Below are 14,447 nucleotides of genomic sequence, written 5' to 3' on the forward strand. Positions count from 1 at the left end.
AGGAACGCTTGCCACGCGGCTTGGATGGCGTAAGAGCGACAGCAGCACAGCGCGTTTGCCAGCAACGATTGTGCTGATTGGTCGGTAAACAAACATCATCGGTTTTTTCTCAGTTTCTGCACCGGAGCCACCATGAGCATCAGTCCCATCGCCAGTTCCGGAATGCAGGTCGCCGCGCTGCGTCAGCAGGTGGCCGCCAGCAATGTGGCCCGCCAGTCGGTAGACGGCAGTCCGCGTCAGGCCGTTGCGGCCAGCACGCAAGCCAATGGTGGAGTGGCGGCCAGCGTGGTCGATGCCAGCTCCGATCCTTCTGCGCCAGCCACTGATCTGGTCGAAGGGCTATCGGCACGCAACGATTTCCAGGCCAACGCCACTGCGCTACGGCGCTCCGACGAGATGTTGGGCAGCTTGTTGGACGTATTGAGCTGAGAGCTCGGAGTGGACGAAGGCCGTTGTCGATCTAATGCACGGCTGTCCGTTTGATGCGGTGCTTGGCGACACTTGTCTGCCACTTCACTGCAGGGCCCTTGCCCGTCCACCATCGCAGGACACGCCGCAAGTACGTCCGTGTAGGCTCTTACGCGGCATCCATGCCGCGTAAGGTCCCGCGACGGTGGGCGGGCAAGGACCAGTCGAGAGTGTCGGTATGCATGGTTGCAAGCAGTGCAGGACGCATTTTTTTGGTGACTGCGCATCCGATCAGCATTGCAACGCACACCAAATAACAGCAGGCTTTCAACGAAGCGACCTACAAACTTTCTGGTGCGGTGTCCTCACCGATTGCGGGACCGTGTGGCGGCATGGATGCCGCCACCGAGCCTACACGGACGTACTTGCGGCGTGTCCCGCGAGCGGTGAGGGCACTGCGCCCTGGACTGACTAGGCTCCTGACTTGGAGCGTCATGCTGAAGTCGTTGTACTCACTTCCCGTCACTTCTCGTCACTGCCCGTCAGTGCCTAATACCTGCTCCGCATCGACGATATCCACGCCCTGCAGTTGTCCTAGCCAGTTGTCGAACCAGGGCTTGTGCATGGCGCCGACCACTGCCAGCACGCGCGCGCCAGGTTGTTCGGCAAAACTGGCGCGCACGTTCGAGACCATGCGCAGATTGCGAATTTCCCAGCCGGACATGTAGCGGTAGCCGTAGCGTTGTGGCGAGCCCTCGCTCAATGCCGCGCGAAAATCCACTGCGATGGCCAACTGCTGGCTGGCCGGCAGGTTGATCGCGCGATAGAGCTCCAGCAATTTGCCTTCGCTGGCCAGTTGGTCTTCGCGCTCACGCATGGCGTTGGCACGCGGTGCGGCCTTGTCCCACGCTGCCTGGATGGCCTTGCCGTACGCGGCAGGGTCGCCCAGGTCCACGTTGTCGCCGGTGTGGTCGTCGGCCGGGTAGACGCGTTGCAAGCCGAGCCTTGCGGCCAGTCGCGCCGCGATCTGGTCACTCTCGTTCGGGCGAGTTTCCATGGCGCGCAGTCGCGTCACCAGCGCCGCATCCAGACCATCGCCGCTGCGCTGTTCGGCCTGCGCAAGCTGCAACCATTGCACCAGCGCAGACGACGGATCGCCGGAGGCCAGAAACAGCGCGGCCAGGTGTCGACGCTGTGCCGGTGTGGGCGCGCTCGGCAAGGTGCCGAGCGCTGCGCGTACCTGGCCTAGCGCGGTGGGAACATCCAGTCCGGTGGCACGTGCCGCGTCGCTGGTGTCGGGGCAATAGGTCGCACTGTCTTCGGGTAAATAGACTGCAGGATGGCGTCGCATCAGATCGCAGGTTTCTCCCGAAAGATTCTCTACGGTGATGATGGTCGGCTTGTAGGCGGCCAGCCGGTCCATCAACGGTTGCAAGCGCGCCGCACCGATGTCGCTGCCCTTGGGCAACTGTAACAAGTGCACGCTGCCTAGGACCAGTATCTGGGTGCGTGGGGCGGCCATCTCGGCATCCAGCTGCGACAGATCGACCTGCGCGTGTGCGATGCAGGGCGCGATCAAGGCCAGCCACAGCAAGTAACGCGCTGAACGTTTCAACAGCTTGGCGGAGTGCGCACTGGTGTCAACAACCCGTGCTGCCGCGCGGGCAATGTGCGAGATGCGAGGTGGCTGTGGCTGCATGACGTTCCTTGTGTACGGGTTATGGCTGCGCGGCTGTCTGGCGACGATGCAGCTTGGGTCTGTGCCGCAGTGTGGCGGTCACCGCACACTCGGGCGTGGCCGAAAAGTCACTTGGCCAAATGGCAGGGGCGACAAGCAGGCGCTGCACGTGGCTGCTATGGCAGCGCGCCAGCCGGTGCAGCCGACATCCTGCGTGTTTGAGCAATGCTGGCAGGCGCGCACCGTCGGGTACGCCGAGTCCGGCGTTGGCATCCCGTCCGTCCGACGCACGGAAGCCGCCGTTGTCGCCATCGCCGCTGTCGCGGAAGGCATCGGGTTGGCCAGACAGGTGCTGCACCACAACGCTGGGTTGGCTGCGATTGCAGCGAGATCCGTGCCAATCACGCAGCCCACGCCGGCAGGGCGGCGCTGGTGCCGCCATTACCGCCGGTTGTGTATAAAACTGCAGACAGCAGGCTCGGCATCGCAGCAGGCACAACTGTGAGTCGATCGATGCCCGCTTGTGTGCAGATTTCCGCACAGGTGCCGGACACGTGCCACAAGACGCCGGGCGCGTTGTCCCGCACGATGGGGCAGAGATCACTTCGGGGCGCAACGATGGACCGTAGAACGTTTTTGCGTCAGGGCATGGCAGCGACCGCGGTGGTGGGTGCAGGTGCTGCGATCGCAATGCCGGGGACACTGCAAACGCCGACGACGCTGCCACCACCGGCCCTGCCACGCCTGGAACCACTCCCCTCCGCCGCGCATGTCGGCAGCACGCTGTGCCGCTTTCGGCATCTGCAGCAGGACTGGACCGTCTACGAGCATCTCGACAACCCGCAGGGCCAGCTGACGCTGTGGACCGAGGCCGGCATGCTGCGCCTGGACAAACGCACCGAGCCTGCCTATCCGGCCGAGGGCAAGCCGTACTTCGGCATGTCGCTGGCGGAGGTGGCGATGGCCGAGGCGGATCTGCTTGCCGACCGCCTGCTGCGCGATGGCGACCCGGACGAGGCGCAGGTGCGCGATGTCGCGCCGCCACCGGCCTCGCTGCTCGACCCCAAGGACAACGGTGGGCGCTGGCCGTGGACCACGTTTGTCGGCACGCGCGAAAGCCTGGACACCATGCCGATCCTGCCCAATGGCCGCAGCCGCACCTCGCGCCCTGAACAGGCGTTTGCCGAGTTGGGCGAAGAAGCCCTGATCAAGCGCCGCGAGGAAGGCATGCTGGGCGGGTGGATGCCGGCAGTGCGCAAGGTGATGCGCCGCGAGGGCGGGGCCGATGCCTGGTACGACGTACTGGTCTTTGCCGACGTGCGTGCCAGCGATCGCTTCGTGGTGCAGACCTGGCATCGCACGATGCATGTGCGCGGCGGCGAGATCGTTGGCGTGCATTACACGCACAGCTATCCCGCGTTCGCGCCTTCGCGAAAAGAGGCCACCGCCGAACAGTTCTACGCCGCGTTGATCGATTTCGCCGCGTACTGGCAGCAGGCCCTGGATGGTACGGTGCAGGCGCAGCTGCCCGATGCCAGCTGGAACGACATGGCGCAGTTCGCCTTCGTGCGTGAGCTGGTGGTGCGGCCCGGTGGCGATTACCCCAAGTACGGCGCGGTGGAGCGCGACTACTACGGCAACGAGTACGACGGTTTCCAGGACACCTTCACCAGTTCGTTCTACGCCAATCTGGAATGGGGCCGCTTCGCGCAGGCTGCGGCGGTGCTGGACAATTATTTCGACGCCTTCGTGCAGGACGATGGCCTGCCGAACATGCGCGGGCCGGAGGTCGGGCAGTTCGGGCTGACCCTGTCGCTGCTGGCGCGCTATCTGCGCTATACCGGCGATGCGGCGCGGCTGCGCCGCTTGCTGCCCAAGATCGCCGCCACCGCGCAGCTGCTGTGCGAGCTGCACGACCAGGCGCTGGCATTACCGCGCAACGCGCATGGCCATGGCCTGCTGCACGGCTGGAACGAATCCGATGCCTGTCTGTTTCCGGATCCGTCGCTGTGGTGGAAACCGTATTACGCCAATAGCGCACTGACGATTCGCGGTTGGGAAGACATCGCGCAGGTCTGGAGCACGCTCGGTGGCGATGCCGGTTTGGCCAACCAATGGCAGCGCCGTGCCAAACAATTGCGCACGCGGTTGGAAGCCAGCCTGCGTGCCAATGTGCGCCGCGATGTATCGCCGCCCTATGTCGGCCCATTGCCTGGCGCCAAACTCACCTTTCGCCAATCGCTACTGCAGGAAAAACCCAGCGAGCAGCAATGGCCGCACCGCGCCTACGCTGAACTGTTGCAGGCCGATGTGTTGCCGGACGAGTTGGCTCACCTGGTGATCGATTGCCTGCGCGGCCATGGTGGCACCAGCATTGGCGTGGTGGCCAATATCGCGCCGCCGGAGCCGGGTAGCCGCGATCTGCTTGGATTCATTTCCTACGGTTATGCACAACAGCTGCTGCGGCTGGATCGCATCGAAGAGTACCTGTTGTTCGTCTATGCGCACCGCTACCAGGTGCATACGCGCGGCAGCTGGACAGCGGGCGAAGTCAGCGGTATCACCGGCGGCATGCCGTTGTTCTGCATTCCCGCGCAGATGACCATCCCGCTGCTGCTGCGCTGGATGCTGGTCAGCGACGATAGCGCCGGCGAGCAGTTATTTCTTGCGCGTGCGCTTCCGCGTGCCTGGTTGGGCAGCGGTGCAACAGTCGGTATCACCGCAGCGCCGACGCGTTGGGGCAAGGTCACGCTGACGCTGCGTACGGATGTCGATGCGCGCCGTATCGATGCACAGGTGCAACTGCCGGAGCAGGCCCCCAAGCGCACCTGGCTGACCTTGCGTGCGCCACAAGGCACGCGGCTGGAGCGTGTGCTCGTGGACGGCAAGCCTGCACGCCTGCAAGGCCCACATGCGGATCGCGTGGCGTTGTCTGGCAGCGCTGCCGTGGTGAAGGTGCAGGCGTGGTACGTGTGACGCACCGTGCCGCAGTGCCGGAATCGGCACGCGGCGCGCGCTGGGTACAGCGTGGCGTCGGTGGCGTCGATCGCGGGATCTTGTGCGCTCGGTAAGCTGGTTGCTTTCCATGTCAGCTGCGCTGATCGCGCCACGGTGTTGGCCGTGATGTCGACATGTCGACACAAGCACGTGAATTTCCGCATGGCTGCCGGATAAATTCGTCAAGACGGCGCCGAGGCGTTGCCGCAAGATTTTTTGACGTGATCTGTCATCGATTGGTCACGTGCTCTCAGGGGGAGAGCAGCGTCGTCGTCTTGCTTGGATAGTTGCCGCTTCGTGCGGCAACTCACTGGTGTCGTGTTTGTCGCGATCGATCTCTCATCTTGCGCTGTCGCAGTGCGGCTTGGCCGTGCGCGCAGGTTGGCCGTTGTCCCCACGAAAGCACAAGGAATTCCGATGTCGCCCAGCCGCTCCGCCTTTCTGTCGCAACCCCTTGTTTCCACGCGTCATCCGTTGGTCAAGGCAATTATCCTGGTCTTGTCCATCGTTGCAGTGCCGGCAGGCGCACAGCAGCGCACACCCGACGACGACGCCACCCAGACCCTGGATCAGATCAACGTCACCGGTACCCATCTGCGCCGCGTGGATGTAGAGACGGCCAGCCCGGTCATCGTGGTCGACCGGCAGCGCATCGAAGACAGCGGCAAGAGCACGCTTGGCCAGTTGCTGCAGCAATTGCCGGCGATGGCCGGCTTCATGCCGGGCCCGGCGCTCAACTCCGGCTTCAGCCATGGCCGCGCGCTGGTGTCGCTGCGCAATCTGGGGCCCGAACGCACCCTGGTGCTGGTCAACGGTCATCGCATGGCCGGTCCTGCTAGCAGCGTGGCCTCGGCGCCGGGCGTGGACGTCAACGCGATTCCGGCATCGATGGTGGAGCGGGTGGAAGTGCTCACCGATGGAGCCTCGTCGGTGTATGGCTCCGATGCGATCGGCGGCGTGGTCAACATCATTCTCAAGGACAAGTACGACGGTTTTGCCGCCACGGTCGATTACGCACAGAGCACGCATGGCGATGCCAACAGCCGCACGCTGGGGGTGGAATGGGGCAAGACCTGGGAGCGCGGCGGGCTGATTCTCGGGCTCAGTCGCAATTCGATGAACCCGGTGTTCAACCGCGATCGCGGCTACGCGGCCAAGGCAGTGGAATATCTCGACGGCCAGGTCAGCGAAATCCGTGGCGGCAACACGCGCGCGTTCTTGAACGACGGGCGCGTGCTCACACCCGCAGAGGGCGTTGCACCTGGCGCTGTAGGTGAAGACGCGTTTCGCCCTTATCAACGCGCGACCGACAGCTACAACGTCTACGATGCGCAGTATCTGATCACACCGATCGAGCGCACCAATGCCTCGTTGCACGGCAGTTTCGAGTTCACTCCGAACGTGCAGGGCTACATGGACGTGTTCTGGACCCGCAGCAAGACCACTTCGCGGCTGGATGCGTTCGGCATGGAGATGCAGGGTGCGGCCGACAATTACTACAACCCGTTCGGCGATCAATTGGACCGCTATCTGTTGCGCTCCACGCAAGCCAATACGCGCGTCTACACTGCGACGATGTTCCAGACCAACATCGTGGCCGGGCTGCGCGGGCGCGTGGAAGGCACCAGTTGGCAATGGGATGCCGCAGCCGGCTATGCGCGCTACAAGGACACCTTGGTGCGCACCGGGTTTTCGATCACCTCTGCGTTGAACAACGCGGTGGGTGCCTCGTTCCTTGACAGCGATGGGGTGGTCAAGTGCGGTGCGCCGGGTGCGGTGATTGCCGGCTGCACGCCGATCAATATCTTCAACCCCAACGACCCTGCCACCATCGCCGCATTGCGCGGCACCCAGCGGCCGGTGGATCTGATCGACGAGAGCCAGATGCGCTTTGTCGATATCAGCGCCAACGGCGATCTGTTCAAACTGCCGGCCGGAACGGTACAGGCCGCCGTCGGCCTGGTCTATCGCACCAACAAGTTTGCGCAAGGCACCAGCAGCGAGGTGGCGGCTGCCGATGCCGACGGCAATTGCGACTACAACGATGGCTGCATCCTCAAGCAGGGGCGCGACGAATCGGTACGCGAGGCGTATGCAGAACTGCTGGTGCCGCTATTGAAGGAGGTACCGTTTGCCAACAGTCTGAATCTCAATCTCGGTTCGCGCTATTCCAAGTACGACGCCTGGGGCGCCACCACCAACAGCAAGGTCGGCATCGAATGGCGGCCGATCGCCAACCTGCTGGTGCGCGCGACCGGCTCGCAGGTCTTTCGCGCACCGGCGCTGGGGGATCTGTATGGCTCGCCGTACACGGCTGTGGTGGATAACACCGGCGATTTCCAGGACCCTTGCGAGGGCCTCACAGGCGCGCCCAATCCGGCCTGCGCGAACGTGCCCAACGATGGCAGCTTCCGCAACACTGCGCAGTTCGATGTGGTGACGTCGGGTGCGAACAACGTTGGTTTTCAGCTCAAGCCCGAGCGCGGTCGCTCCTACAACGTCGGCCTCGTCTACGACCCGGATCGGATGCCTGGCTTGTCGCTCAACGTGGACAGCTGGCGCGTGGTGCTGGACGACATGCTGTCCGGTGTGGGCCTGCAGCAGGTGGTCAACGATTGCTTCGAGGGACGCGACGCCGCGTTCTGCCCGTTGATTCAGCGCGATGCGGCTGGCCAGCTGACCCGCGTGTCGGTGCCGTTTTCCTACAATAGCGGCAAGGTGGATATCCGCGGCTACGATGCCGGCATTCACTACACGCTGGCCGAGACCGCGTGGGGCGATTTCTCTGCCGGTCTGGACGCGACCTTCTTCTCCAGCTTTCGTTTTGCCGGCGAAACGCATAACTATGTTGGCGAAAATTCCAGTTGGGGCAACATGCCGCGCTGGCGTGCGGTGGCCAATCTGGCCTGGGACAATGGGCCGTGGCACGCAAGCTGGACTACCCGCTATCTGGGCCGTACCGTCAACGGAAGCGCGTACGACGATTTTTGCGCCGACACCGAAGCCGATGGTAGCTGCCGTTACTTTCCGATCGGGTCAGTGGTCTATCACAACGCCTCGCTGAGCCGGAAAATCGCGTCGCTGCATAGCACGCTCGCGCTGGGCGTGGATAACCTCGCTAATCGCGCGCCGCCGCGGTTCTACAGCTACTCCAATGCGGCCAACACCGATGCCACCACCTACGACACCTTGGGCCGTTACTTCTGGAGCAGAGTGCGGGTGGAGTTTTGAAGTGCCGTTGCAGGTGCTGACCGCATGGGCTGGCACTTTTCAAGGAGTCTGCGCGTGCGCAGATCTCGCGTGATGTCGTTCCTGGATCGGCACCCGCGCTGGCCGCGCCTGGTGCAGCGTTCCGGTGCGGCCGCGCTGCTCTGGGGGTGCGCGTTCTTGAGCGTGCCGTCGACAATCGCCCATGACGTGCAGGATGCTCCGATTGCGGCGACCAACGCCGCCATCGGCGAGCCACGTTTTCGCGGGCTCGCACATCCGGTGCCTGACAGCGGTGTGGCTTTCGCGCCTGGCGGACAACTGGCAAGGATCTATGCCGCCGATATCGCACACGGGGCAGGGCAGGCGCCGGGCAAGGATTTCTGGATCGACCGCATGCTGGCGCGCGACGGCGAGGGCGGTGGGGCAGGCGATAACAACCAGTGGTTGTTGACACGTGGCCGCGCCGCTTATCTGGCCGATCACCAACCTGCGCAACCCGGCTTCGTCGGCCAGGTGGCGTACTGGCATGCCACCGACTACGACGCGCTGCTGCGGATCCAGTCCATGCAGGGTACCCAGCCGGTGCAGTGGAAGGAGGACGCCACGCAGCGACGGCAAACGCCCAGTTATTTCAGCAGCGTGTACGACGATGCCGGCGTAGGCGTGCGCATGCGGCTGGTGAAATACATCACCGAACAGAATGTCGCAGTGGCCAGTCTCACCTTTTCCAGCCTTGATGGCGCAGCGCATGCACTATCGGTGCAGGCGCTTTCGCCGATGGCGCAGCATGCAGACGGCAATGAATTGACCGGCGCCTTCGCTGCCTACAACGCAATCACCACGGTGTTTCCACGCATGTCTGGCGATGGCTTTCAGGTGCAAGGCAAGCGCCTGGTGCGTGAGGTGGCCGTGCCCGCCACCGGCGAGACTGCTGCAGTGAAAGTGCAGTTGGGCCTGCTCACGCACGAATTGCCCGAAGCGCGCGCCGAGTACCTGCGCATCGCCGCGCAGTCGCCACAGCAGGCCTACCAGGCACATGTCGCCAGCTACAACCGCTGGTGGGTGGACAACCTGCCGTATCTGGACACGCCCGACGAGAACATCACCAAGAGCCTGTTCTATCGCTGGTGGGTGCTGCGCTTCAATTTTCTCGATGCCAACGTGCCGGGCAACGACTACCAGTTTCCGGTCGCCATCGAAGGCGTGCTTGGTTACAACAACGCGATTGTGCTGACCACCGGCATGTTTCTGGATGACCTGAAGTATCTGCGCGATCCGCTGTATGCCTACGGCAGTTGGCTCAGTGCAGGCGAGACCGCCGGCGGCGGCAAGTACACCGACAACCCCGGCTCGCCGGAACACTGGTCCAACTCCTATGCGCAATACATCACTGCTTCGGCGTGGCGGTCGATGCAGTTGCATGGCGGGCCGGCCGCACTCGCGCAAAAACTGGCGCGTTATGGCAGCGGCGATGTGGATGGCGTCCTGGCCGCTTACGATCTCAATCACAACAGCTTGATCGAGTACGACTGGGCCGCGATGACCGGCAACGACGCCGATGCGGTGTCGTTCGATTGGGCCAAGCAGCACGGGCAGATCCGCATGGATCGCACCGAAAGCGCCTATGTCTATGCCAACGCGCAGGCCGCCGCGCAGGCTGCGTTGCTGGCCGGCGACACCGCGACGGCGCAGCGCATGCAGGCCACCGCGCGCCGCATCCGCAAGGCGGTGGTCGAGGTGCTGTGGCAGGACCACAGCGACTCTGCCGACTCGGTGGGCCTGCACGGCGATCTGCTCAAGCACCGCCAGGCCAGCGGGCCGCGCTTACCGGTGGACTGGAAGGAGACCAATAACTATTACCCCTTCAGCGTGGGCTTGATGCCCAAGCAGGGCGAGCCCGACTATGACCCCAAATATGTGCGCGCACTGCGCCTGTTCGCCGATGCGGCGCAGTACCCGCTGTTTCCGTTCTATACCGCCAACCAGGTCGATCTGCAGGCGCGCAGCAGCGGCGCCGATGCCGGCAGCAACAACTTTTCGACCATCAACGCCACTGTCGCGTTCCGTCTGTTAGGCGAGGCGCTGCGCGATTACCCCAGCCCGTTTCTGAGCGCGCAGAGTTACCGCACATTGCTGTACTGGAACGCGTGGGCGCCCTACATCGACGGCGACAACCGCTACCCGGACCAGAACGAATTCTGGGCCAAGGGCAGTGCAGGCAACGGCGGCAAGATCGGCTACCGCTCATGGATCCACCACACCCAGTTGGGTGCGACCAACTTCAGCATGATCGAGGATGCGATGGGCTTGCGTCCGCGCAGCGACGAGAGGATCGAGCTGTATCCGATCGATATCGGCTGGGCGTATTTTGCCGCCGAACATCTGCGCTATCGCGATCGCAACCTGAGCATCGTCTGGGACCGCACCGGCACCCATTACGGCGGCAAGGTGGGCAAGGGATATAGCGTGTATCTGGATGGACGGCTGGCGTTTCGCGTCGACCGGCTGGCACACGTGATCTACGACCCGGCGAGCGGCAAGGTGAGTGCAGCCCCGGATGCGGTCAATCGCAATGGCGTGGCGCAGGTGCTCGACGCACATCCCCTGCAACTGGCTGCAATGTCGCAGGTGCGCTTTGCGAGCACCTCGCGCACCGCGCAGATCCTGGCCAAGGCCGGTGTGGATGTGACATTGCCCACCACTGCCAGCCGCAATCTGGCCGAAGGCGCCGCTGTCACCGCCAGCTTTGCCGCGCCCGGATTTGCGGCAGCTGCAGCGGTGGATGGCAGCACCGCCAGCACGCCGTTCTGGGGCACGGCCGGCTCGCCGTTGGCTAGCGACTGGATTGCGCTGGACTTGGGCCAAGCACGGCAAGTGGATCAGCTGGTGCTGTATTTCTATCGCAGCTCTTCGCCCGCTGGTGAGCAACACGGTTTTGCGTCTGGCACCCTTCCTGGTTACGCCGCGCCGTGGATCTATGCCGTGCAGTACCAGGACGGCGCCGGCAACTGGAAGCGCGTTCCTGGGCAGGTGCGCGATACACCGTTTGCGCAGGGCAATCGCAACCGCGTGCGCTTTCCGCCGATCCGTGCCCATGCGCTGCGTGTAGTGGTGACCCACGCCGGCAGTGCGCGCACCGGCATCAAGGAAATTCAGGTCTTCGACAGCGGTATGCCCGCACCTGCACTCGCCGGCAATGCGCCGCCGCAGGTGCAGGCGTGGCAGCTGGACGATCCCGGTTCCGATGGCAGCGTGGTGGTGGATGGCGGCGTGGGCGATGACGGCTTGCCCAACGGTGCGCTGCAAGTGCACTGGCAGACACAGCACGCGCCCGACGGCGGTGAAGCGCTGTTTGCGGATGCTGCCGCACTGCGTACGGCGGTGCGCTTCACCCGCGCAGGGCGCTATACGCTGCGGCTGCTGGCCAACGATGGCGCGCTCGCCGGTCATGCCGATGTGCAGGTGGATGCGCCCGAATCGCCGGCACTGCAGCAGGTGCCGTTACAGGGCATGGCCACTGCCAGCGCTGAGGTCACCAGCGCGCATCACCGCGTGGAGGCGCTCAACGACGGCTTCATTCCCGCTGCCGAAAGTGTGCCTGGCAATGCGCGTCGCTGGGGCAGTTATGGCCGCGCGCAACCTGCATCGGTCTGGTTGCAGTACCAGTGGCCACGGCCGGTGCGTGTCTCGTCCAGCACGCTGTCGGTGTGGGACGATCAGCCCGACGGCGGCGTGGCACCGCCCTCCAGCTGGAAGCTGCAGTTCCTGCGCGACGGGCGCTGGCAGGACATCGTGGCCAAGGGCGGTTACCCCATTGCCGGCGGCGGCGTGTCGAGCACGGCGACTTTTGCGCCCATCGTGACAACCGGGCTGCGTGCAGTGCTGACCACGCAAACGACGACGACCGGGCATGCGGCAGTCGGCGTGGACGAATGGCAGGTGTTTTCCGAACTGCCCAGCCAGCTCGAGACGATCGACCTGCGCACTGCGCCCGGGCAGCTGCCCTCGCTGCCACAGGAAATCACCGCGTTCTTCGCCGACGGCAGCGTGTTGCCGGTTGCGGTGCAGTGGGCACAATTACCTGCGGATCGTCTCAGCGGGGAGGGCGCAGTGGAGCTACAAGGTTTGGTGGAAGGCGCGATTCCGATCAAGGCCAGCGTCTGGTTGCGCGCCACGCCGCCGGGACAGATCACCAACGTGCAGGCGTTGCCAGTGGTGAGCGCGATGGCTGGGCATGCGCCGACGCTGCCGGGGTTTGTCAGCGTGCAGTACAACGACGGTTCGCGCGAACGGCTACCGGTGCAATGGCCAGCGCTGGCACCTGCGCGCTACGCGCACCCCGGCGAGATCGCATTGACCGGTACGGCCCAGGGGCGAGCGCCCACCGGGCAGGTGTCGGTTCCGCTGACGGTGCAGATCAAGACCGCCACTCCATGACGCGCATCCTCACTCGCGTGTTTGCGCTGGCATGTGCAGTGTCGCTGGCCAGTGTTCCAGCATGCGCCGCAACGCCAACGCCAACGCCAACGCCAACGCCAACGCCAACGTCAACGTCGCCGACGACGACGCAGACGCAGACGCAGACGCAAGGCAAGCGCCTGCACGCAACCGGCAACCCGATCCTGGCCGATGGCAGCACCTATTCGGCCGACCCGGCGCCGCTGGTCGCCGACGGCAAGCTGTACATCCTGGCCGGGCGCGATACCGCCGCGCCCAACCAGAACGCATTCGTCATGCCGGGTTGGCAGATGTTCGTCAGCAGCGACCCGGGCAGCGGGCAATGGATGCATTACCGCGATCTTCTGCGCCCGCAGCAGGTGTTCGCCTGGGCAGAGAAGCGCTACGCCTACGCCGCGCAGATCGTGCAGGGGCCGGATGGGCGCTATTACCTGTATGCGCCGGTGCAGCAGCGCAATTCGCCGAACCCTGATCCGTTCGCCATCGGCGTGGCGGTGGCCGACAGCCCGCTCGGCCCCTGGACCGATGCGCATCCGCAAGGACCGGTGGTGTCGCAGTCGGTGCCAGGCACCAACGCCATCCAGAACATCGACCCGACCGTGCTGGTGGACGAGGATGGGCGGGTGTATCTGTACTGGGGCACCTTCGGCGCGTTGTACGGTGTGGAACTGCAGCGCGACATGGTCAGCTTCAAGGGCACGCCGGTGCGGGTGGAGACGCTGGTCGGCTATTTCGAAGCGCCCTGGCTGTTCAAGCGCAACGGCAGCTATTACCTGGCGTATGCGGCCAACAATGCCGGCCGCGATTCCGCCTGCACGCCCACGCTGTATCACGCGTGCATCGCCTATGCGAGCGCGCCGACTGCGCTGGGGCCGTGGACCTATCGCGGCATCGTGCTGCCGCCGGTGTCCTCGACCACCTCGCATCCCGGCATCGTGGCCTTCAACCAGCAGTGGTATCTGGTCTATCACACCGCCGATGTGCGCGGTGGCGGGCATTTTCGCCGCAGCGTGGCGATCGATCGCCTGGAGTGGGACGACAGCACGCAACCGGCCAGCATTCGCACCGTCACCCCGACCCGGCGCCCGCAGCCGCCCGCACCGCCGCAGCGCAATCAGGCGCCTGTCGCCTACGCCACCTCGTCCAACGGCCCGGACATTCCGCCGCAGTACTGGATGGCCGCGCTCAACGACGGCATCGTCAAGGCCAATCCGCTGCCGCCGCAACTATGGGGAAGCTGGACGCCGGACAATCCGCCGCAGCAGTGGATTCAATACAGCTGGTCACAGCCGGTGACCCTGGACCGCACCCGCATCGTGTTCTGGGCCGATCAGCCGGCCGGTGCGCAGATCGGCGTGGCGCCGCCTGCGCGTTGGCATCTGGAATTTCGCCAGGGCGGGCAATGGCATCCGGTGCAGCCGACCGACAGCTACGGCACGCGCGTCGATCGCTACGAAGCGGTGTCGTTTGTGCCAGTGACCACGCGCTGCGTACGCGTGGTGCTGGAGGCCTCCGGCGCCGGAACCCACCACGCCGCGCTGGCGGTGCAGGAATGGGAAGTGTTGGCGCCGCAGCCGCAGCGTCTGCCTGCAGCGAGCGCTGCCGACAGTACACACTGCGATGCGCCATAACGCGGCTGAAAAAGCGCTGGCGCCCACGCTGCGGCTGGATGCTGGCGACGCTACGCAATCGTCGG

The 14,447-nt window shown here is 64.6% G+C and carries 6 protein-coding genes and 1 pseudogene; 5 read left to right on the forward strand and 2 right to left on the reverse strand.

What is annotated here, in order from left to right; all coding sequences use genetic code 11:
• Window positions 1-132 precede the first annotated feature (132 nt).
• Window positions 133-429, forward strand: coding sequence for a flagellar basal body rod protein FlgC (locus AC1PLU_RS09015; protein WP_481108241.1), 297 nt, complete (start codon window positions 133-135; stop codon window positions 427-429).
• 511 nt (window positions 430-940) lie between these two features.
• On the opposite strand, the gene AC1PLU_RS09020 is transcribed toward AC1PLU_RS09015, so the two are convergent.
• Window positions 941-2,023, reverse strand: a complete 1,083-nt coding sequence (locus AC1PLU_RS09020) for a DUF5694 domain-containing protein (RefSeq protein WP_481108242.1) — start codon at window positions 2,021-2,023, stop codon at window positions 941-943.
• Window positions 2,024-2,303: 280 nt separating this feature from the next.
• Window positions 2,304-2,526 (reverse strand): annotated as a pseudogene (locus tag AC1PLU_RS09025) (peptidase S53); the annotation flags it as partial.
• 178 nt (window positions 2,527-2,704) lie between these two features.
• Between AC1PLU_RS09025 and AC1PLU_RS09030 the strand changes: the two are divergent.
• The 4 genes from AC1PLU_RS09030 (at window position 2,705) to AC1PLU_RS09045 (ending at window position 14,382) form a co-directional block, all read left to right on the forward strand.
• On the forward strand, window positions 2,705-5,062 hold the full coding sequence (locus AC1PLU_RS09030; protein ID WP_481094630.1) for a glucosidase family protein: 2,358 nt from the start codon (window positions 2,705-2,707) through the stop codon (window positions 5,060-5,062).
• A gap of 495 nt (window positions 5,063-5,557) precedes the next feature.
• The gene (locus AC1PLU_RS09035; protein ID WP_481108495.1) at window positions 5,558-8,314 is read left to right on the forward strand and encodes a TonB-dependent receptor plug domain-containing protein; all 2,757 of its coding nucleotides are present in this window, start codon (window positions 5,558-5,560) and stop codon (window positions 8,312-8,314) included.
• Window positions 8,315-8,386: 72 nt separating this feature from the next.
• Window positions 8,387-12,730, forward strand: coding sequence for an Ig-like domain-containing protein (locus tag AC1PLU_RS09040; RefSeq protein ID WP_481108496.1), 4,344 nt, complete (start codon window positions 8,387-8,389; stop codon window positions 12,728-12,730).
• Window positions 12,727-14,382 carry a family 43 glycosylhydrolase gene (locus tag AC1PLU_RS09045; protein ID WP_481108243.1) on the forward strand — a complete coding sequence of 552 codons (1,656 nt, stop codon included), beginning with the start codon at window positions 12,727-12,729 and terminating at the stop codon, window positions 14,380-14,382. The genes AC1PLU_RS09040 and AC1PLU_RS09045 overlap by 4 nt, the downstream gene beginning before the upstream one ends.
• The last annotated feature ends 65 nt before the right edge of the window (window positions 14,383-14,447 follow it).

The organism is Xanthomonas sp. NCPPB 2933, assembly GCF_056725225.1.